Below are 17,588 nucleotides of genomic sequence, written 5' to 3'. Positions count from 1 at the left end.
GGGGACTCGCAGGCGGGGGCAGGCGACGGGGAAGTTCCGACGCGCAGAGTACGAGTCCGTGTCCGAGCGGCCAATCATCCTTACGTGTAACTGGCGTTTTATGCGTGCGATTCCTAGAATTCAGCCTCGGGCGTTATTGCCCTGCCCGGCGTTCTGTTCGGCATCCCTCAGACATCACTCCCGCACCCACGCGATAATGGCGCACGGTTCGATCCGCGCGCCGTCTGTCGTGCAGCAGCTTGCCGTGCATTCTGCGCTTGAGATTCGCCACGACTTGCCGTTATCAGTTGTCGACCTCCGATATTGCGTCTTTCCCGCCTGATGCATAGCCACTACGACAACCTCAAGGTCTCACGCGACGCGCCCGCGGAAGTCATCCGGGCCGCGTACAAGTCCCTGAGCCAGAAATACCATCCCGACCGCCACGCCGACAGCGAGGAGGCCAACCGCATCATGCGGCTGCTGAACGCCGCCTATGACGTGCTGCGCGATCCGGAGAAGCGCGCCGAGCATGACCAGTGGATCGTCGCGCAGGAGAAACGCGAAGCCGACCAGAAGCAGCGCCAGGCCACGCAGCAGCGGCAGGCCTACCGCGCCGCCCAGGCCCAGCAACAACGACAGGCCGCGCAACGACAGCAGGCCCAGCGTCCCGCTCCGCCCCCGGCCGCCAGCGAACCCGAACCGGCTGCCGAACAGCCCGCCCGCACACGCAAGCCGCGCCGCTCATGGCGCGATGCGCCGCCCAACAGTGGTCCCGCCACCCCGTTGCCGAAGCTCGGCTCGTTTGCGCTCTACCTGGGAATCGGCGCGCTGATCGTAGTGTTGTTGAGCGACTGGTCGGGGGATAACGCTGCCGGACGCGGCGTACCGGCGGCCGCCACCGCATCGACCCTGTCGTCCTCCGTGCCGCCCTCTGCGTCATCGCTGACGCGCACCGTAGCGCCGGGCTCGACCCGTGACAGCAAGTACATCCGGCCAACGTTGACCCCGCGTGGCCTGCCGTGGCCGACACGGTCAGGCTACCTGCCCGGCTATCCGGTGCTCAACGACAGCGGGTTGTCGACGCTGACCGTCGACAACTCGGCGAGCCCGTCAGATGTCATGGTGAAACTGGTGTCCGTGGAGGGCAACACGCCGCTCCCGGTGCGCACAAGCTACGTGCGGGGCGGCACGTCATTCACGATGGATGAGATTTCTCCCGGCAGCTACGACCTGCGCTACCAGAGCCTGGATACGGGAGAGTTGTTCCGGTCGGAACGCTTCGAACTGGCGGAACTGAGGGAGTCCGGCGGCACCAGCGCCAACCGGAACGTGTTCCGCCTCTACGGGGTGCCGGGCGGCACCTCCCGCTCCGTACCGATCTCGGAGCGGGATTTCCCCTGAGCGGGCGCCCAGGGGAAGGATGTCTTTACTCAGTAAGGCTTGGGTTGCGGCTGGCTGTTAGGCGGCGTCCACGGCTTGGGCGCTGGCGCGGGGGCCGGCACGTTGCCATAGACCTTCTGCCAGCGCGATTTCAGGCCGGCCGCGATTTCCTTCTGGTTGTACTGCTCGGCGAAGTCGATCACCGTCATGCCCTGCTGGTTCTTGAGCCGCAGGTCGGCGCCCTCGTCCAGCAGCAGCTTCACCGTGTCGATATGGCCGCCGCGCGCCGCCATCATCAGCGGCGTGGTGCCATTCGGGCTTTCAGCGTCGATATAGGCCGCGTGATCCACCAGGTACTTGACCACGTCGTTGTGGCCATTGGTTGCCGCGTAGTGCAGCGGCGCCCAGCCCTTCTTGTTCACCTCGGCCTCTTCGCCATCGACCATCAGCTTCATGCTCTCCAGGTCGCCCTGCAGCGCCGCCATCATCAGCGCGTTCTCGCCAGCCGGGTTGGTCTTGTCGAGGTCGATGTTCTTCGCCTTGATCAGCACCTTGGCCGCCTTGGTCGATTTCTCGCGCAGGGCCAGCACCAGTAACGGATTGCCGCGGTTGTCCGTCAGGTTCGGGTCCACGCCTTTCTGCAGCAGTTTCTGCACCGTGTTGCCGTCGTCGAATTCCACGGCCTTGCGCATGTCGTCCGCTGGAGCCGCCTGCACCAGCGCGCAGCCGGCCATCGCGGACAGGCCCACGAGCGCCATGGCGGAGGCCATGCGTCGCATCTTCAGATCAAACATGAGCATTCCTGTCGATGTGCTTGAAAAGACGGAAGAAATTATCCGTCGTCTGTTCGGCAATCTGTTCTACCGGCACGCCGCGCAGATGGGCGATGAATTCGCCCACGTGACGCACCCAGGCCGGTTCGTTGGTCTTGCCGCGATATGGCACCGGCGCCAGATACGGCGAATCGGTCTCGATCAGCATGCGGTCCAGCGGCACTTTTTTCGCGGTCTCCTGCAGGTCCGCCGCGCTCTTGAACGTCACGATGCCCGAGAACGAAATATAGAAATCCTCGTCGAGCGCCCGCTTGGCGATGTCCCAGGTCTCGGTGAAACAGTGCATCACGCCTCCGGCTTCCCGGGCGTTCTCTTCCTGCATCAGCCGGATCGTGTCGTCGGCTGACGAGCGCGTATGGATGATCAGCGGCTTGCCGGTTTGCCTTGCGGCACGGATGTGGGTGCGGAAACGATCGCGCTGCCACTCCATGTCTTCGACGCTGCGACCGTTGAGGCGGTAGTAGTCGAGGCCCGTCTCGCCGGTGCCGACCACGCGCGGATGGTTGGAGAGCGTCACCAGCCGTTCCAGCGTGGGCTCCTCGGCATCCTCCTCGTAGTCCGGGTGGACACCCACGGACGCGTACAGGTTCGGATGCTGTTCGGCCAGCGCCAGCACGCGCGGAAAATCTTCCAGCGTCACGGAGATGCACAACGCATGCGTCACCTGGTTGGCCTTCATGTTCGCGAGCAGTTCAGGCAGGCGCGCGGACAGGTCGGGGAAATCGATATGGCAGTGGGAATCTACGAACATCGGCACTCTCTTGAAACTCAATCGAGCCGGCGGCCCAGGATCACGAGGTCGCGTTCCACGCCGTCGAGCACGGCGACGCGCGGCAGATCCCCCCAACGGGTAAAGCCATGCCGCTCGAACAGCGCCAGGCTCGGCGCATTGTGGCCGAAGATAAAGCCGAGCAGCGTCTTCACGCCGACCTTCGGCGCATGGGCCACGGCCTCGGCCAGCAGGAAGCGGCCAAGGCCCTTGCCGCGCTGGTCCTCGTGCAGATAGATCGAGACCTCGGCCGTGGCGCCATAGGCGGGCCGGCCATAGAAATCTGAAAAGCTCACCCACCCGGCCATGCGGCCTTCGGCATCCTCGCACACCCACAGTGGACGACGCTCTGGCAGATGGGCATCGAACCAGCCCTCGCGGGATGCCACGCTGACCGGCTCGGTATCGGCCGTCACCATGCGCGAGGCCACCGTGCTGTTGTAGATCTCGACGATGCCGGGCAGGTCCTCGCGCGTGGCAATCCGCACGGTAAATCCAGAATGACTCATAAATCCAATAACTTGCGAGGCAAACCTCGCATTTTCCTTGAGTTATATCGTTTGCGTGGGCTTGCCCGATTCGATCGTCTTGCCCAGCAGTTCTTCCACCGCACGCTTGAGCATGCGGCCATTGTCATCGTCCGGCAGATGCACGCCCACGCCGGGCGTCTTCATCGGCGTGCCAGCCGGGGTAATCCACGCCACCACGCCTTGTATCTGGTACTTCTGCGGGCGGTCCAGCAACGACAGCACCAGGAACACCGGCTCCCCCAGCCGGAACGGGCGGTTCGACGGCACGAAGATGCCGCCGCGCGCCAGGAACGGCATGTAGGCCGCGTACAGTCCGGCCTGATCCTTGATCGACAGCGACAACACATTGGGACGCTGTGGAGTCCCGGGAGCCGGACCGGCTCCCGCTGGGGGGGTGGCCGGACGGGCGGGTGCCGGATTCCTCGGCGGTACGCCTGCCGCTGTCAGCGGTGGCGTCGTGGCTGGTGCATTCATCATTGACCCCATGTTGCCCGCTTTGCGCAGGCTATTTATCGTGACTGGCCGGGCATGGAAACCCGTGGCTCGACTTTTACCACGCGCGCACCGCCGTGCCTACGGGCGGCGCGCAGTTTGAGACGCATCGCAAACTTGCGTTTCGTCTAGCGAAAAATCTGCCGGTAATCGAGAAAGACCGACTCCATGACCAGGCGTGCCGCCAGCGGATGATTCTCGCTGCGCCGATGATTCACCAGCCGCCCGGCAAACCCCTGCAGGCGATGGGCATCGGTTGCGCCGGCGCAACGTCCCAGCGCGGCCTGTTCCTTGGGGAAATAGCGGGCCGGGCCCGTACCCAGCGAGATTGACAGCAAATCGTAGGTCCAGCGTTGCAGCGTGCCCAGTACCATCGGCACCGGCAGTTTCTGGAGTTGTTCGGCAGCAGCCAATGCGTCAAAGGTCGGACCTGCGCCAAGCTGGCTCACCAGCAGGCGCAGCAATGGTTGCTCCTCGGCCTCGGCGGCATGCAGCGCGGTCAGCGGCGCACCGCCGGCCTGCGCCAGTTGCGCCTCCACATCGGCCACGCCCTGGCTGCGCAACCATTCCAGTGCCGCCGCCGCGCTCGGCGGCGCCACGGAGAACTGGCGGCAGCGCGACAGGGTAGTCGGCAGCACGCGGTCGATGCGGTCTGTGACCAGCAGGAAGACCGTCGATGGCGGTGGCTCTTCCAGCGTCTTGAGCAGTGCGTTGGCACCTTCGGTCTGGAGCGCATCGAGCGGATACACCACCACCACGCGCAATCCGGCGCGGTGCGTGCCAACGCCTATTGCCTCGATCAGCTGGCGCACCTGTTCCATGCGGATGATCTTGCTCGGCGCCTTCTTCTTGCTGCTCGATCCGGACTCGGCATCCCCCTCGCCGCCTTCACCGGCCTCCAGCGCCTCGGGCCGAACCACGGTGAAGTCAGGATGGTTGCCCTGGCCGAACCAGTGGCACGCACCACAGTGGTTGCATGGCTGACCGTCGGCGAGCGGCGCTTCGCAAAGCAGGCCCTGCGCAAAATGCAGCGCCAGGTCGCGCTTGCCGATGCCTTGCTGGCCGTGCAGCAGCAGCGCGTGGGGCAGCCGGTCGCGCAAGGCGGTCAGCCGCTGCCAGTCTTCTCGTTGCCAGGGATAAAGCATGCGAATCAATCGGTTAGCGCCATGACGTCATGTATTGTCGGAGAGATGCACACCGACATCACGGCGCGGATATAAGTCATAAAACTCAGAGACTTGCGATGATGTCTTCGAGCGTCACGCGAATCTCGTCGATGGAGCGCGTCGAGTCGATGACCCGGAAGCGCTGCGGTGCCTGGGCGGCCCGTCGCAGGTATTCGTTGCGTGTCCGCTCGAAGAACGCGCGGGACTCCGCCTCGAACTTGTCTGGCTCGCGCGCATTGGCCAGCCGCGCGGCGGCGGTTTCCAGCGGCACGTCGAACAGCAGCGTCAGGTCCGGTTGCAGGCCGCGCTGCACCCAGGCCTCCAGCGCTTCCAGCCGGTCGAGCGCCAGCCCCCTGCCCCCGCCCTGATAGGCAAACGTGGCATCGGTGAAGCGATCGGAAATGACCCAGTCCCCGCGTGCGAGGGCCGGGGCGATGACTTCGGCAATATGCTCGCGTCGTGCCGCGAACATCAGCAGCGCCTCGGTTTCGAGGTCCATCTTGCGATGCAGCAGCAACTGGCGCAGATCCTCGCCCAGCGGCGTGCCGCCCGGCTCGCGCGTAGTCACGACGTTGCCACGGGCGCGCAGGCGCTCGGCCACCCATTCGATATGGGTGCTCTTGCCCGCGCCGTCGATACCTTCAAACGTGATGAATTTGCCGCCCATGTGATTACGGTTTGCCGCGCTGGTACTTGTCTACCGCGCGGTTGTGTTCGGGAAGTGATGTCGAGAAATGGCTGCTGCCGTCGCCACGCGCCACGAAGTACAGCGCGTCAGACGGCGCCGGCGTGGTAGCCGCGGCCAGCGAGGCCAGGCCCGGCAGCGCGATCGGCGTCGGCGGCAGGCCGGCACGGGTGTACGTATTGTACGGGGTGTCCGTGGTCAGATCCTTCTTGCGGATATTGCCGTCGAAAGTCGGGCCGATGCCGTAGATCACGGTCGGATCGGTCTGCAGCATCATGTTCTTGCGCAGCCGATTCACGAACACCGCCGCAATCATCGGCCGCTCCGACGCCTGCCCGGTTTCCTTCTCCACGATCGACGCCATGATCAGCGCCTCGTACGGCGTCTTGTAGGGCAAGTCCGGCGCGCGCGCGTTCCAAGCATCGTTGATGCGTTTCTGCATCGCGCGGTAGGCGTGCTTGTACAACTCGATATCGCTGCTGCCGCGGGCAAAGAGGTAGGTATCGGGGAAGAACAAGCCCTCGGGCGAGGTTTCCGCCGCGCCAATCGCCTTCATCAGGTCGGCGTCCGACATGCCCTGCGTGTCATGCTTCAGCGCCGGGCTGGCATCCACGGCCGCGCGCATCTTGCGGAACTCCCACCCCTCGATCACGGTGACCACGTAGTGCGACACGTCGCCCTTCGCGATTTTCTCGACCACTTCGAACGGCGTCACGCCGGTTTCGAACTGGTAGCCCCCGGCCTTCAGGTCGGTGGCGTGGCCCGTGATCCGGGCCAACAACTGGAACATGCGAGGGTCCATGGTCACGCCGCCGCGCTGTAGTTGGCGGCCGACGCTGGCCACGCCCGAATTGGGCTTGACGATGACTTCTATGGGCGAGGCGGACAGGCCGAGCGGCTGGTTTGCCCACCAGGCAAAGCCACCCGCAAGCGCTGCTGCGGAGACAATCAGCACCCCGACCAGGCGCAGGAACAGGCGTTTCATGTAGTGATTGGAACAATCGAGGGACTATCGGCGGAAAGCATACGGCGCTGGCAAGACGCGCGGCCGGTCGGAATGACGGCAGGCCCATATAATACCGGGAGCCTTGTGGCCTATGTGTCACCACACGTTACAGGCGACGCAGCACTACGCTGCGTATGACCTTGTACGATGGCACTGCCGCCCCCAATTTCACCACCGATCACCGTCTTCCGGGACCGTCTGCATGTCCGCCACTGAATTCCCCTCGCTCGCCGATAGCTTCGCCGCCCTGCCGCACGCCGGTATTGTCACTGCGCCCGCCGGGCTGGGCTTGATCCGCGTGGCCGGCGATGACGCCGCCACCTTCCTGCACAGCCAGTTGACCAACGCGGTGGAAGACCTGCCGGCCGATGCAGCGCGGCTGGCCGGCTACTGCTCGGCCAAGGGCCGGCTGATGGCCAGCTTCCTGGTCTGGCGCGACGCCGAAGGCATCGTGCTGCAACTGTCGGCCGATATCCAGCCGGCCATCCAGAAGCGCCTGTCGATGTTCGTGCTGCGCGCCAAGGCCAAACTGTCCGACCTCTCCGCCACACACCGCGTGCTGGGCGTGGCCGGCGCAGGTGCCGAAGCCGCGCTGAAACAAGCCGGCCTGCCCGCACCGCAAGGGCCGCTGTCCGCTGCGCATGCCGATGGCGTGAGCGTGATCCGCCTGGCCGACGCCGAGGGCGAAGCGCGCTGGCAGATCGTGGCGGAGTCCGCGCGCGCCGAGGCGCTGCAACAGGCGCTGGGCGCGACGCTGGCGCAGGCGGCACCGGCATTCTGGGACTGGCTCGACATCGGCGCCGGCATCCCGCGCATCGCCGCCGCCACGCAGGAGCAGTTCGTGCCGCAGATGATCAACTTCGAGCTGATCGGCGGCGTCAATTTCCGCAAGGGCTGCTATCCCGGCCAGGAAGTGGTGGCGCGCAGCCAGTATCGCGGCACGCTCAAGCGTCGTATGTGGCGTGTGGGCGGCGAAGGTACGGTGCCGGCCGCTGCCACCGAGATTTTCCGTCCCGAAGATCCCTCGCAGCCGTGCGGCATGGTGGTCAATGCCGCCCCGTCACCGCTGGGTGGATGGGAAGGACTCGCCGAGCTGAAGATCGATGCAGCCGTGGCCGGCACGCTGCATCTGGGCGCAGCGGACGGCTCGCCGGTCTCCACGCGTGCGCTGCCGTACGAAGTGCCGCTGCCGAACGAGGCTGAATCCGCCAGTTGAACGACCGGGGAACCAAGACATGAGCGATCATCTCTACGTCTACTTCAAGGTGCCGGAGGACCGCGCCGCCGAGGCGTTGCCGCAGTGGCACCGCTGGATGGAAACGGTGGCCGAGGCCACCGGGATTGGTGGTACGCTCATGCGAAGGCCGGAGACCCGCGCCGGGCTGCAGACGTGGATGGAGAGCTACGCGGACATACCGCCCGCCTTCGATGCCACGCTCGATGGCCTGTGGCGCCAGAGCGGCCTCGCTCACTGGATCAGTGGCGAGCGTATGGCCGAGAAGTTCGTAGACCTGGACGTGCTGTGACGTAGTCACTGCAGTCACTGTAGTGAAGCCGCAAGAGAAGCAAAGGAAGCGACATGTGCCTGATTCTGGTGGCCTGGCAATCGCACCCGGACTATGCCCTGGTGGTGGCCGGCAACCGTGACGAGTTCTATGCCCGCCCCGCGGCGGCCGCGCACTGGTGGCAGGATGCCCCCGAGGTGCTGGCCGGCCGCGACCTGGCCGAGGTGATCGGCGATGCGGGCACCTGGATGGGCGTGGCCAACGCCGCCTCGTCCGAATGGCCCGGCGATTCGCGCGCGCGTTTCGCCGCGCTGACCAACTACCGCGCCCCCTCCGAAAAACGTACCGATGCCCGCTCGCGCGGCGAACTCGTCGCGCATTTCCTGCGCGGCGAGCAGACCCCGGACGAGTACCTCCACGAACTGGCCGGCGCCCATGGCGCCTACAACGGGTTCAACCTGCTGGCCAGCGATTTGCACGACCTCTGGTGGTACAGCAACCGCTCGAAGACACGCCAGCCGCAGAAGCTGAAACCGGGCCTCTACGGATTGTCCAACGCACTGCTCGACACGCCATGGCCCAAGGTCCGCAGCCGCGTCGGCGCGCTGTGCGAAGTCCTGGCCGCCGACCGTGGCCAGTTCGGCTCGGACGCCGAACCCTACCTGCAGATGCTCGCCGACGAGAAACAGGCGCCGGACTGGGAACTGCCGAGCACCGGCGTGGCGCCGGAGTGGGAGAAGCTGCTGTCGTCATCGTTCATCCGCTCCCCGCATTACGGCACGCGCGCCAGCACCGTGCTGCGCGTACGGCATGACGGACGATTCGATTATGTCGAGCGGAGTTTCGATGCAGAGGGGAAGACCGGCGAGGTGTCGTATCAGGGCCGGCTGAATGTGACGCGGGATACAGGGACGGTGCCTGCGCCGCGCTAGAACTACCCTTGGGGTTCACTCCCCTCTCCCACAAAGTGGGAGAGGGGCTGGGGGAGAGGGCCGGCGGTCCTGCTTGCCGACCTGTCGCAATTTTCACTGCTGACCCTCTCCCCCGACCCCTCTCCCGCTGCGCGGGAGAGGGGAGCGCATAGCAACGGATAGCGGTAAACGGATAGCGGTATCGCGCAAACTTAAGTCACCCCACCTGCTTCCGCATCTCCACATGCGGGATCCCCGCTTCCTCGAACTCCGCCCCAACCTGCTCGAAACCCACACGCGCATAAAACGGCGCCGCATGCGTCTGCGCGTTGAGGATCAGCTCCGCATAGCCGAGTTCGGCGGCCTTCGCCATCAGTGCGTCCAGAACCCGGGCGCCCATGCCGGTGCCGCGCGCCACCTTGAGCACGGCCATGCGGCCGATGTGTCCGTCGGGTAGCAGGCGGCCCGTAGCGACCGGGGTGCCGTCGGCGGCGAACGCCAGGGCGTGCCAGCTTGGCTCGTCCATGTCATCCCATTCCAGTTCCACCGGTACGCCCTGCTCTTCCACGAAGACGCTGTAGCGGATGGCGCGGGCGCGCTCGCGGGCTTCATCCCATTGGCAGACCAGGACTGGGGCGGTAGTAACGGACATGGATGACTCGTAGCGGAATGTCTGAAGAGAGGCGCAATCATACGCCCGGCAGGTCGCCAATGCGCGCGCACAGACTGCGAGCATTGGTGCGATTATCGGCCAGTCAATGCACCGTATCAGGGATAACCCCGCCTACCATCGTTGCGTGAAATTTGTATGATGACCTGACTACCTGATGATGCGATCCCATGTTCCAGAAGATTCCTGCTCGCGCGCTGACTGACAGCGTGGCCGAGCAACTGCTCGACAAGATCCAGGGCGGCACCTTTGCCCGGGGTGCCAAGCTGCCTACCGAGGCCGTGCTGTCCGAAGAGTTCGGCGTCAGCCGCACCGTGATCCGCGAGGCCATTGCCCGGCTCAAGTACGAGGGGTTGGTGGAATCTCGCCAGGGCAGCGGCGTGTTCGTGACCGATCAGGCTGGCATCCGGCCACTGCGCATTGATTACACCGATGTCGATACGCTGGAAGCGGTGCTGCAGATCGTGGAACTGCGCCGTTCGATCGAGGCCGAGGTCGCCGCCCAGGCGGCGCGCCGCCGCAGCGATGCTGCGATGGCCGGCATCGACGCCGCGCTGGCACGCATCGACACCGAAGTGGCCGAAGGCGGCGACGGCGTTGCCGCCGACGTGGCCTTCCACCGTGCCATTGCCGAAGCCACCGGCAACCCGTATTTCCTCAAGACGCTGGCCTTCCTGAGCCAGTACCTGGAAACCGCCACGCGCGTGACCCGTACCAACGAGGCGCGCCGTGCCGATTTCTCGCGTCAGGTGCGCGAGGAACACCAGGCCATTGCCGCCGCCATCCGCGCGGGCGACCCCGATGCCGCACGCAACGCGGCGCAGAACCACATGTACAACGCGGCGCGCCGGCTCTCGCAACTCGGCGACGACGAAGGCATCGACCTGCCCGTCAGCCCGTCGCACTAGTCATCCATACACATCAGGTTTAGGAGAATTTCGATGTCCAAGAACATTGGCGTCATCGGCTTGGGCGCGATGGGCAATGGCGTGGCGCAGTCGCTGCTGCGCGCAGGCTTCAAGACCCACGCCTACGATCTGCGTGCCGACGTGCTGCAGCGCTTTGCCGATGCCGGCGGCGTGCCGTGCGTGAGCCCGGCCGAGGTGGGCCGACGCTGCGATATCGTGATCACGCTCGTGGTCAACGCGGCGCAGACCGAGGCCGTGCTGTTCGGCGAACAGGGTGCGGTGCCGGCGATGTCCGAGGGCAAGCTCGTGATGGCCTGCGCCACTGTGCCGCCCGGTTTTGCCGAGACGCTCGGCAAGCGGCTGGCCGAAAAGGAACTGCTGATGATCGACGCGCCGGTGTCAGGTGGCGCCGCGCGTGCCGCCAGCGGCGAAATGACGATGATGACGTCGGGGCCCGCCGAAGCCTACGCCAAGGCCGAGGCCGTGCTGGCCGCCATCGCAGGCAAGGTGTACCGCCTGGGCGATGCCCACGGCGCGGGCTCCAAGGTCAAGATCATCAACCAGTTGCTGGCGGGCGTGCATATCGCCGCCGCCGCCGAAGCCATGGCGCTGGGCATGCGCGAGGGCGTGGACCCGGACGCGCTCTACGACGTGATCACGCACAGCGCGGGCAACTCGTGGATGTTCGAGAACCGCGTGCCCCACATCCTGTCGGGCGACTACACGCCGCTGTCGGCGGTGGACATCTTCGTCAAGGACCTGGGCATGGTGCTGGACACCGCCCGCACCAGCAAATTCCCGTTGCCGCTGTCGGCTGCCGCGCACCAGATGTTCATGATGGCGTCCACGGCCGGCCATGGTGGTGAAGACGACTCTGCCGTGATCAAGATTTTCCCGGGCATCGAGTTGCCGAAGGCGAAGGAGTAATCGCATGAGCAATCGTCCCCTCCTTGGCTGCATCGCCGACGATTTCACCGGCGCCACCGATCTCGCCAACACGCTGGTCCGCAACGGCATGCGCACCGTGCAGACCATCGGCGTGCCGGTGGGCACTGTCGAGGCCGATGCCGTGGTCGTGGCGCTGAAATCGCGCACGATTTCCGCCGATGACGCCGTGGCCCAGTCGCTGGCCGCGCTCGAATGGCTGCGCGCCCAAGGCTGCCGCCAGTTCGTGTTCAAGTACTGCTCGACGTTCGACTCCACCGACGCCGGCAATATCGGACCCGTGGCCGAGGCGCTGCTGGGTGCGCTGGGCAGCGACTTCACCATCGCCTGCCCCGCCTTCCCCGAGAACGGCCGCACGATCTTCCGCGGCCATCTGTTCGTGGGCGATGCACTGCTCAACGAATCGGGCATGGAACATCATCCGCTGACGCCGATGACCGATGCCAACCTCGTGCGCGTACTGCAGCGCCAGAGCCAGTCCAAGGTCGGACTGCTGCGTCACGACACCGTTGGCAAGGGACCGGAAGCCGTGCGCGCACGCATCGACGCCCTGCGCGCCGAAGGCGTGAAGCTCGCGATTGCCGATGCGGTCTCCGATGCCGATCTGTTCGCGCTGGGCGAAGGCTGCGCCGCGCTGCCGCTGATCACGGGCGGCTCGGGCATTGCGCTGGGCCTCCCCGAGAACTTCCGTCGCGCCGGACTGCTGCCGCAACGCGACAACGCTGCCGAGGTGCCGGCGGTCGATGGTCCTGGCGTGGTGCTGGCAGGTAGCGCGTCGCGCGCCACCAATGGACAGGTTGCGCACTGGATCGCGCAAAACCGCCCCGCCCTGCGTATCGATCCGCTACGTCTGGCGCGCGGCGAAGCCGTGGCCGATGAAGCGCTGGCCTTTGCTGCATCCCACAACGAACCCGTGCTGATCTACGCCACCGCACAGCCCGAGGAAGTGAAAGCCGTGCAGGCCGAACTGGGCGTGGCGCGTGCCGGTGAACTGGTCGAGCACGCGCTGGCTGCGGTAGCGGCGGGCCTGAAGGCACGCGGCACGCGGCGCTTCGTGGTGGCCGGTGGCGAGACCTCGGGCGCCGCGGTGCAGGCGCTCGGCGTGCAGTCGCTGCGTATCGGCCGCCAGATCGCGCCCGGTGTGCCGGCCACGGTAACGCTAGGAGATGACCCGCTGGCGCTGGCGCTGAAATCTGGCAATTTCGGTGGCGAGAACTTCTTCGACGAAGCGCTCAATGCGCTGGGAGCGGCACGATGAGCCAGGAAAGCGCACTGCGCGAAGAGATCTGCCGCGTCGGCGCGAGCCTGTACCAGCGTGGCTACACGGTGGGCTCGGCAGGCAATATCAGCGCGCGGCTCGACGACGGCTGGTTGATCACGCCGACCGACGCCTGCCTTGGCACGCTCGATCCGGCGGCTGTGGCCAAGGTGGCGACCGATGGAAGCTGGGTGTCCGGCGACAAGCCATCGAAGACGCTGACGCTGCATCGCTGCGTGTACGACAACAACCCCGATGCGCATGGCGTGGTCCATACGCACTCCACCAACCTCGTCGCGCTGACGCTGGCCGGTGTCTGGCAGCCGGACGACGTGCTGCCGCCGATCACGCCTTACTACGTGATGAAGGTGGGCCATATCCCGCTGATCCCCTACCACCGCCCCGGCGATCCCGCCGTGGCCGCCCGTGTGGCGCAGTTGGCGCGCGAGGTGCGTGGCGTACTGCTGGCGCGGCTGGGTCCGGTCGTATGGGAGGACAGCGTGTCCCGCGCGGCCTACGCGCTCGAAGAGCTCGAAGAAACCGCCAAGCTGTGGATGATGTTGCGCGACAAGCCGGCGCCGCTCGATGAGCAGGCGCTGGTGGAGCTAAGGGATACGTTCAAGGTGAAGTGGTGAAGGTGAAATCCCACGCCTAGTTTTGCTCCCCTCTCCCGCTTTGGCGGGAGAGGGGCTGGGGGAGAGGGCAAGCGCCCGGTCTGGCGACATCGAATAACAACGCCCTGCCCTCTCCCCGACCCTCTCCCGCCCTGCGGGAGAGGGAGAACACCGACCGGTTCAAATCCAAGGAGACTTCCAATGACCGCATCCAACCCCGCGGCGGGGACTGCCGACGCTCGGCTAGACGCCGACAGCACCGTCGAGAAACGCGCCTACAACAAGGTGTTCTGGCGCATCATGCCGTTCCTGATGCTCTGCTACGTGATCGCTTATCTCGATCGCGTAAACGTGGGCTTTGCCAAGTTGCAGATGGCGCAGGACCTGCAATTCTCCGAGACCGTGTTCGGCCTGGGCGCCGGCCTGTTCTTCATCGGCTACTTTCTGTTCGAGGTGCCCAGCAACCTGCTGATGCACCGCATCGGCGCGCGTATCTGGATTGCGCGGATCATGATCACGTGGGGCATCATCTCGGCGGCGTTCGTGTTCGTGCAGACGCCGACGCAGTTCTACGTCATGCGCTTCCTGCTCGGCCTGGCCGAAGCGGGCTTCTACCCGGGCGTGATCCTGTACCTGACGTACTGGTATCCGTCGCACCGCCGCGCCAAGATGATCGCGCTGTTCATGTCGGGCATCCCGGTGGCTGGCATGTTCGGCAACCCGTTGTCGGGCTGGATCATGGACGCGTTCAACGGCACGCACGGCTGGGCCGGCTGGCAGTGGATGTTCTTCATCGAGGCACTGCCTGCGCTGGCCATCGGCATCGTGACCGTGTTCGTACTGCGTGACGGTATCGACAAGGCGCCCTGGCTCGACAACGACGAGAAGCGTGTGCTCAAGCGCAATATCGAGGAAGACGAGCGCGCCGCCAAGGCCGCTGCCGCAACGGCTGGTGGCCGCGACGTGCATTCGCTGGGCGCCGTGTTCAGCGACCGTCGCGTGTGGTGGATGTGCCTGATCTACTTCTGCTTTGTGACCGGCCAGTACGCGCTGACGTTCTGGATGCCGACACTGGTCAAGGCCAGCGGCGTCACCGGCAACCTCAACATCGGTTTGCTGTCCGCGATTCCGTTCCTCTGCGCCATCGTGGTGATGAACATCCTGGGCCACAGTGCCGATGCACGCCGCGAACGTCGCTGGCACCTGATCGTGCCTGCGCTGATGGGCGCCACGGGCTTTGCCATCGCCGCCTCGTTCACCCACAATACGACGGTGGCCATCGCGGCGCTGTCGCTGGCCGCCGCTGGCGTACTGACCTGCGCACCGCTGTTCTGGTCGCTGCCTACCGCCTTCATGAGCGGCATTGCCGCCGCATCGGGCATCGCCGTGGTCAACTCGGTGGGTAACCTGGCCGGATTCGTGTCGCCGTACATGGTGGGTGCACTCAAGGACATGACCCAGAGCACGCAACTGCCGATGTATGTGCTGTCCGCGATCCTGGTGGTGGGTGCCCTGCTGGTCTGGCTGACGCCGGCCAAGATGGTCAATCGCTGATCCCGATCTTCCGATACAAGGAGCCGACATGCCGCGCTTTGCCGCGAACCTCTCGATGATGTACACGGAGCACGACTTCCTGGACCGCTTCGGCGCTGCCGCGAAGGATGGCTTCCAGGCCGTCGAGTACCTGTTCCCGTTCGATCATCCCGCCGCCGAGATCCGCAAGCGGCTCGACGACCATGGCCTGACCCAGGCGCTGTTCAACGCGCCGCCCGGAGACTGGGCCGCTGGCGAACGCGGCACGGCCGCCCTGCCGGGCCGCGAGGCCGAGTTCCGCACGGGCTTTGCCAAGGCGCTGGAATACGCCTCGGTGATCGGCAACGACCGCATCCACGTCATGGCAGGACTGGTGCCCGCCGATGCGGATCGCGCCCGTTGCCGCGCGGTCTATCTCGAAAACCTGGCCTACGCCGCAGCCTCGGCTGCCGCGCACGGCGTGACTGTGCTGATCGAGCCGATCAACACACGTGACATGCCGGGTTACTTCCTGAACCTGCAGGGCGACGGCCAGACCATCTGCCAGCAAGTGGGCGCCGCGAATCTCAAGGTGCAGTTCGACTGCTACCACTGCCAGATCATGGAAGGCGATATCGCCAAGAAGCTGCAGCGCGACTTTGCCGGCATCGGTCATATCCAGATCGCGGGCGTGCCCGAGCGGCACGAGCCGAGCCTCGGCGAACTGAACTACCCCTACCTGTTTGACGTGATCGACCAGCTTGGCTACACGGGCTGGATCGGCTGCGAGTACCGGCCCCGCGCCGGCACGTCGGAAGGCCTGGGCTGGTTGAAGCCTTACCTGAATCGATAAGACCTGGATGTTGCGATGAAAGTATTGATTACCGGCGGCGCCGGATTTCTGGGCCTGCAGTTGGCCCGCCTGCTGCTCAAGCGCGGCACGCTGAACCTCGGCGGCAAGGCCGTCACCATCGACCAGCTCACGCTGCTGGACGTGGTGGCGCCGCAGATCGACGATGCGCGCGTGCGCGTGGTCACCGGCGACCTGTCGGATCCGGCCGTGCTGGCGCAAGCCATCGACCGCGAGACTGGTGCGATCTTCCACCTGGCCGCCGTGGTCAGCGGGCAAGCCGAGGCCGATTTCGACCTGGGCATGCGCGTGAACCTGGACGCCTCGCGCGCCCTGCTCGAAACCTGCCGCACGCTGGGCCACGCCCCGCGCGTGGTGTTCACGAGTTCGGTGGCCGTCTATGGTGGCAAGCTGCCGGCCGTGGTGCAGGACGATACCGCATTGAATCCGCAATCGTCGTATGGCGTGCAGAAGGCGATTGGCGAGCTGCTGCTGACGGACTACAGCCGGCGCGGTTTCGTCGATGGCCGCGTGCTGCGACTGCCGACCATCAGCGTGCGCCCGGGCAAGCCCAATGCGGCGGCGTCGTCGTTCGCCAGTGGCATCATCCGCGAACCGCTGTCGGGCGAGGCAGCGAACTGCCCGGTGGACCCGGCCACGTCACTGTGGCTGCTGTCGCCGCGCGGTGCCATTCAGGCGCTAGTCAACGGTATCGAACTCGACGGCGAACGCTTCGGCAATCGTCGTGTGGTGAACCTGCCGGGGTTGTCGGTGACGGCTGCGCAAATGGTGGAGGCACTGCGTCGCGTGGCGGGCGATGCCGTGGCGGATCGGGTCACGTGGAACCGTGAAGAACGTGTCGAGAAGATCGTCGGGACCTGGCCGGCCGCGTGGGATGTGTCACGCGCGGTGGCGCTGGGGTTCGAAAGCGATGCGAGCTTTGATGATGTGATTCGGGGGTATGCGGAGGATGTGGGGGTGTCTATCTAGACCCCTTGGTGTTCTCCCCTCTGGTGGTTTGCTCCCCTCTCCCGCTTGCGGGAGAGGGGAGAAAACCAACAGGGGTCGGGGTCTTTCAAGAAGCCGGCACCACCACCTCCCACCCCCCGATCTTCTCCCTCACCTCCCCCGGAATCGGCGCCGATTTCTGCGTTTTCGCATCGGCGCAGACGTACACGATCTCGCCGGTGATCAGGTGCTCGTCCCCCCGGTACATCTCCACGCGGAACAGCATGCTCGATCGGCCTAGCCGCGCCATGCGTCCACGGATCTCCAACTCATCGTCGAAGCGTGCCGAGGCGTGATATTCGAGCGTGGACTTGACCACGAACATGTCTACGCCATGCGCATGCAGCACGTCTTCGGGATAACGGATGCCCACCGCGCGCCAATACTCGGTCACGCAGATATCGCAATACGTCAGGTAATGGGCGTTGAAGACGATTGATTGTGGATCGACTTCTGACCAGCGCACGCGCAGCGGCACGCTGTGGCGAAAATCCTCTTTGGCCATCGGTTGGCGCTCCCCATGAAAAACGGGGCGCCCTGTTCTCGTCAGGAGCGCCCCGTGAT

At 65.5% G+C, this 17,588-nt stretch carries 20 protein-coding genes; 11 read left to right on the top strand and 9 right to left on the bottom strand.

Annotation, left to right across the window (positions count from 1 at the left end; translation table 11 throughout):
* Nucleotides 1-303 precede the first annotated feature (303 nt).
* A complete protein-coding gene (locus GA566_RS07345) occupies nt 304-1,383 on the top strand; it encodes a J domain-containing protein (RefSeq protein WP_237380086.1) in 1,080 nt (359 codons plus the stop codon).
* Nucleotides 1,384-1,412: 29 nt separating this feature from the next.
* Here the strand turns inward: GA566_RS07345 and GA566_RS07340 are convergent, their stop codons facing one another.
* The 7 genes from GA566_RS07340 to mltG form a co-directional block, all read right to left on the bottom strand.
* Nucleotides 1,413-2,156: an ankyrin repeat domain-containing protein gene (locus GA566_RS07340; RefSeq protein ID WP_137926736.1), complete on the bottom strand. Its 744-nt coding sequence runs from the start codon at nt 2,154-2,156 to the stop codon at nt 1,413-1,415.
* Nucleotides 2,149-2,946, bottom strand: coding sequence for a TatD family hydrolase (locus GA566_RS07335; protein WP_137926735.1), 798 nt, complete (start codon nt 2,944-2,946; stop codon nt 2,149-2,151). Before GA566_RS07335 ends, GA566_RS07340 begins: the two co-directional genes overlap by 8 nt.
* A gap of 17 nt (nt 2,947-2,963) precedes the next feature.
* Nucleotides 2,964-3,473, bottom strand: a complete 510-nt coding sequence (locus GA566_RS07330) for a GNAT family N-acetyltransferase (RefSeq protein WP_137926734.1) — start codon at nt 3,471-3,473, stop codon at nt 2,964-2,966.
* A 42-nt stretch (nt 3,474-3,515) separates the two neighbouring features.
* The gene (locus GA566_RS07325) at nt 3,516-3,971 is read right to left on the bottom strand and encodes a PilZ domain-containing protein (RefSeq protein WP_370459275.1); all 456 of its coding nucleotides are present in this window, start codon (nt 3,969-3,971) and stop codon (nt 3,516-3,518) included.
* A gap of 143 nt (nt 3,972-4,114) precedes the next feature.
* Nucleotides 4,115-5,131 (bottom strand): DNA polymerase III subunit delta', encoded by a 1,017-nt coding sequence (locus GA566_RS07320; protein WP_160472286.1) that lies wholly within the window; start codon nt 5,129-5,131, stop codon nt 4,115-4,117.
* Nucleotides 5,132-5,216: 85 nt separating this feature from the next.
* Nucleotides 5,217-5,819: a dTMP kinase gene (gene tmk, locus GA566_RS07315; RefSeq protein WP_160472284.1), complete on the bottom strand. Its 603-nt coding sequence runs from the start codon at nt 5,817-5,819 to the stop codon at nt 5,217-5,219.
* 4 nt (nt 5,820-5,823) lie between these two features.
* A complete protein-coding gene (gene mltG, locus GA566_RS07310; protein ID WP_137926731.1) occupies nt 5,824-6,822 on the bottom strand; it encodes an endolytic transglycosylase MltG in 999 nt (332 codons plus the stop codon).
* A gap of 223 nt (nt 6,823-7,045) precedes the next feature.
* Here mltG and GA566_RS07305 point away from each other — a divergent pair, with 223 nt between their 5' ends.
* From GA566_RS07305 to GA566_RS07295, 3 genes are read left to right on the top strand one after another with little or no spacing between them, the layout of a single operon-like run.
* Nucleotides 7,046-8,059 carry a folate-binding protein YgfZ gene (locus GA566_RS07305; protein ID WP_160472282.1) on the top strand — a complete coding sequence of 338 codons (1,014 nt, stop codon included), beginning with the start codon at nt 7,046-7,048 and terminating at the stop codon, nt 8,057-8,059.
* 19 nt (nt 8,060-8,078) lie between these two features.
* Nucleotides 8,079-8,369 carry a DUF4936 family protein gene (locus GA566_RS07300; RefSeq protein WP_137926729.1) on the top strand — a complete coding sequence of 97 codons (291 nt, stop codon included), beginning with the start codon at nt 8,079-8,081 and terminating at the stop codon, nt 8,367-8,369.
* A 53-nt stretch (nt 8,370-8,422) separates the two neighbouring features.
* Nucleotides 8,423-9,280 carry an NRDE family protein gene (locus GA566_RS07295; protein WP_137926728.1) on the top strand — a complete coding sequence of 286 codons (858 nt, stop codon included), beginning with the start codon at nt 8,423-8,425 and terminating at the stop codon, nt 9,278-9,280.
* A gap of 196 nt (nt 9,281-9,476) precedes the next feature.
* Here the strand turns inward: GA566_RS07295 and GA566_RS07290 are convergent, their stop codons facing one another.
* The gene (locus GA566_RS07290) at nt 9,477-9,911 is read right to left on the bottom strand and encodes a GNAT family N-acetyltransferase (RefSeq protein ID WP_137926727.1); all 435 of its coding nucleotides are present in this window, start codon (nt 9,909-9,911) and stop codon (nt 9,477-9,479) included.
* A gap of 188 nt (nt 9,912-10,099) precedes the next feature.
* Between GA566_RS07290 and GA566_RS07285 the strand changes: the two genes are divergently transcribed.
* From GA566_RS07285 to denD, 7 genes are all read left to right on the top strand, one after another.
* Nucleotides 10,100-10,837, top strand: a complete 738-nt coding sequence (locus GA566_RS07285) for a FadR/GntR family transcriptional regulator (protein ID WP_137926726.1) — start codon at nt 10,100-10,102, stop codon at nt 10,835-10,837.
* 33 nt (nt 10,838-10,870) lie between these two features.
* Nucleotides 10,871-11,764 carry an L-threonate dehydrogenase gene (gene ltnD / locus GA566_RS07280; RefSeq protein ID WP_137926725.1) on the top strand — a complete coding sequence of 298 codons (894 nt, stop codon included), beginning with the start codon at nt 10,871-10,873 and terminating at the stop codon, nt 11,762-11,764.
* Nucleotides 11,765-11,768: 4 nt separating this feature from the next.
* Nucleotides 11,769-13,040, top strand: coding sequence for a 3-oxo-tetronate kinase (gene otnK / locus GA566_RS07275; RefSeq protein ID WP_160472280.1), 1,272 nt, complete (start codon nt 11,769-11,771; stop codon nt 13,038-13,040).
* The gene (locus GA566_RS07270; protein WP_160472278.1) at nt 13,037-13,675 is read left to right on the top strand and encodes an aldolase; all 639 of its coding nucleotides are present in this window, start codon (nt 13,037-13,039) and stop codon (nt 13,673-13,675) included. Before otnK ends, GA566_RS07270 begins: the two co-directional genes overlap by 4 nt.
* A gap of 180 nt (nt 13,676-13,855) precedes the next feature.
* The gene (locus GA566_RS07265) at nt 13,856-15,208 is read left to right on the top strand and encodes an MFS transporter (RefSeq protein WP_160472277.1); all 1,353 of its coding nucleotides are present in this window, start codon (nt 13,856-13,858) and stop codon (nt 15,206-15,208) included.
* A gap of 28 nt (nt 15,209-15,236) precedes the next feature.
* Nucleotides 15,237-16,019 carry a 2-oxo-tetronate isomerase gene (otnI, locus tag GA566_RS07260; protein WP_160472275.1) on the top strand — a complete coding sequence of 261 codons (783 nt, stop codon included), beginning with the start codon at nt 15,237-15,239 and terminating at the stop codon, nt 16,017-16,019.
* A gap of 15 nt (nt 16,020-16,034) precedes the next feature.
* Complete coding sequence (denD, locus tag GA566_RS07255) at nt 16,035-17,006, top strand: D-erythronate dehydrogenase (protein WP_137926720.1); 972 nt, start codon at nt 16,035-16,037, stop codon at nt 17,004-17,006.
* Nucleotides 17,007-17,091: 85 nt separating this feature from the next.
* Here the strand turns inward: denD and GA566_RS07250 are convergent, their stop codons facing one another.
* Nucleotides 17,092-17,529, bottom strand: coding sequence for a YbgC/FadM family acyl-CoA thioesterase (locus GA566_RS07250; protein WP_160472273.1), 438 nt, complete (start codon nt 17,527-17,529; stop codon nt 17,092-17,094).
* Nucleotides 17,530-17,588 lie beyond the last annotated feature (59 nt).

It is taken from the genome of Cupriavidus sp. SW-Y-13 (assembly GCF_009793345.1).
GTDB lineage: Bacteria > Pseudomonadota > Gammaproteobacteria > Burkholderiales > Burkholderiaceae > Cupriavidus.
Note: the sequence above shows the minus strand (reverse complement) of the source record. Positions and strands in the feature narration are given on the sequence as shown.

What these genes read in the sequence shown, in the direction of transcription:
- GA566_RS07340 (WP_137926736.1), bottom strand. Translation starts at nt 2,156, where the DNA reads ATGTTTGATCTGAAGATGCGACGCATGGCCTCCGCCATGGCGCTCGTG.
- GA566_RS07335 (WP_137926735.1), bottom strand. Translation starts at nt 2,946, where the DNA reads ATGTTCGTAGATTCCCACTGCCATATCGATTTCCCCGACCTGTCCGCG.
- GA566_RS07330 (WP_137926734.1), bottom strand. Translation starts at nt 3,473, where the DNA reads ATGAGTCATTCTGGATTTACCGTGCGGATTGCCACGCGCGAGGACCTG.
- GA566_RS07325 (WP_370459275.1), bottom strand. Translation starts at nt 3,971, where the DNA reads ATGATGAATGCACCAGCCACGACGCCACCGCTGACAGCGGCAGGCGTA.
- GA566_RS07320 (WP_160472286.1), bottom strand. Translation starts at nt 5,131, where the DNA reads ATGCTTTATCCCTGGCAACGAGAAGACTGGCAGCGGCTGACCGCCTTG.
- tmk (WP_160472284.1), bottom strand. Translation starts at nt 5,819, where the DNA reads ATGGGCGGCAAATTCATCACGTTTGAAGGTATCGACGGCGCGGGCAAG.
- mltG (WP_137926731.1), bottom strand. Translation starts at nt 6,822, where the DNA reads ATGAAACGCCTGTTCCTGCGCCTGGTCGGGGTGCTGATTGTCTCCGCA.
- GA566_RS07305 (WP_160472282.1), top strand. Translation starts at nt 7,046, where the DNA reads ATGTCCGCCACTGAATTCCCCTCGCTCGCCGATAGCTTCGCCGCCCTG.
- GA566_RS07300 (WP_137926729.1), top strand. Translation starts at nt 8,079, where the DNA reads ATGAGCGATCATCTCTACGTCTACTTCAAGGTGCCGGAGGACCGCGCC.
- GA566_RS07295 (WP_137926728.1), top strand. Translation starts at nt 8,423, where the DNA reads ATGTGCCTGATTCTGGTGGCCTGGCAATCGCACCCGGACTATGCCCTG.
- GA566_RS07290 (WP_137926727.1), bottom strand. Translation starts at nt 9,911, where the DNA reads ATGTCCGTTACTACCGCCCCAGTCCTGGTCTGCCAATGGGATGAAGCC.
- GA566_RS07285 (WP_137926726.1), top strand. Translation starts at nt 10,100, where the DNA reads ATGTTCCAGAAGATTCCTGCTCGCGCGCTGACTGACAGCGTGGCCGAG.
- ltnD (WP_137926725.1), top strand. Translation starts at nt 10,871, where the DNA reads ATGTCCAAGAACATTGGCGTCATCGGCTTGGGCGCGATGGGCAATGGC.
- otnK (WP_160472280.1), top strand. Translation starts at nt 11,769, where the DNA reads ATGAGCAATCGTCCCCTCCTTGGCTGCATCGCCGACGATTTCACCGGC.
- GA566_RS07270 (WP_160472278.1), top strand. Translation starts at nt 13,037, where the DNA reads ATGAGCCAGGAAAGCGCACTGCGCGAAGAGATCTGCCGCGTCGGCGCG.
- GA566_RS07265 (WP_160472277.1), top strand. Translation starts at nt 13,856, where the DNA reads ATGACCGCATCCAACCCCGCGGCGGGGACTGCCGACGCTCGGCTAGAC.
- otnI (WP_160472275.1), top strand. Translation starts at nt 15,237, where the DNA reads ATGCCGCGCTTTGCCGCGAACCTCTCGATGATGTACACGGAGCACGAC.
- denD (WP_137926720.1), top strand. Translation starts at nt 16,035, where the DNA reads ATGAAAGTATTGATTACCGGCGGCGCCGGATTTCTGGGCCTGCAGTTG.
- GA566_RS07250 (WP_160472273.1), bottom strand. Translation starts at nt 17,529, where the DNA reads ATGGCCAAAGAGGATTTTCGCCACAGCGTGCCGCTGCGCGTGCGCTGG.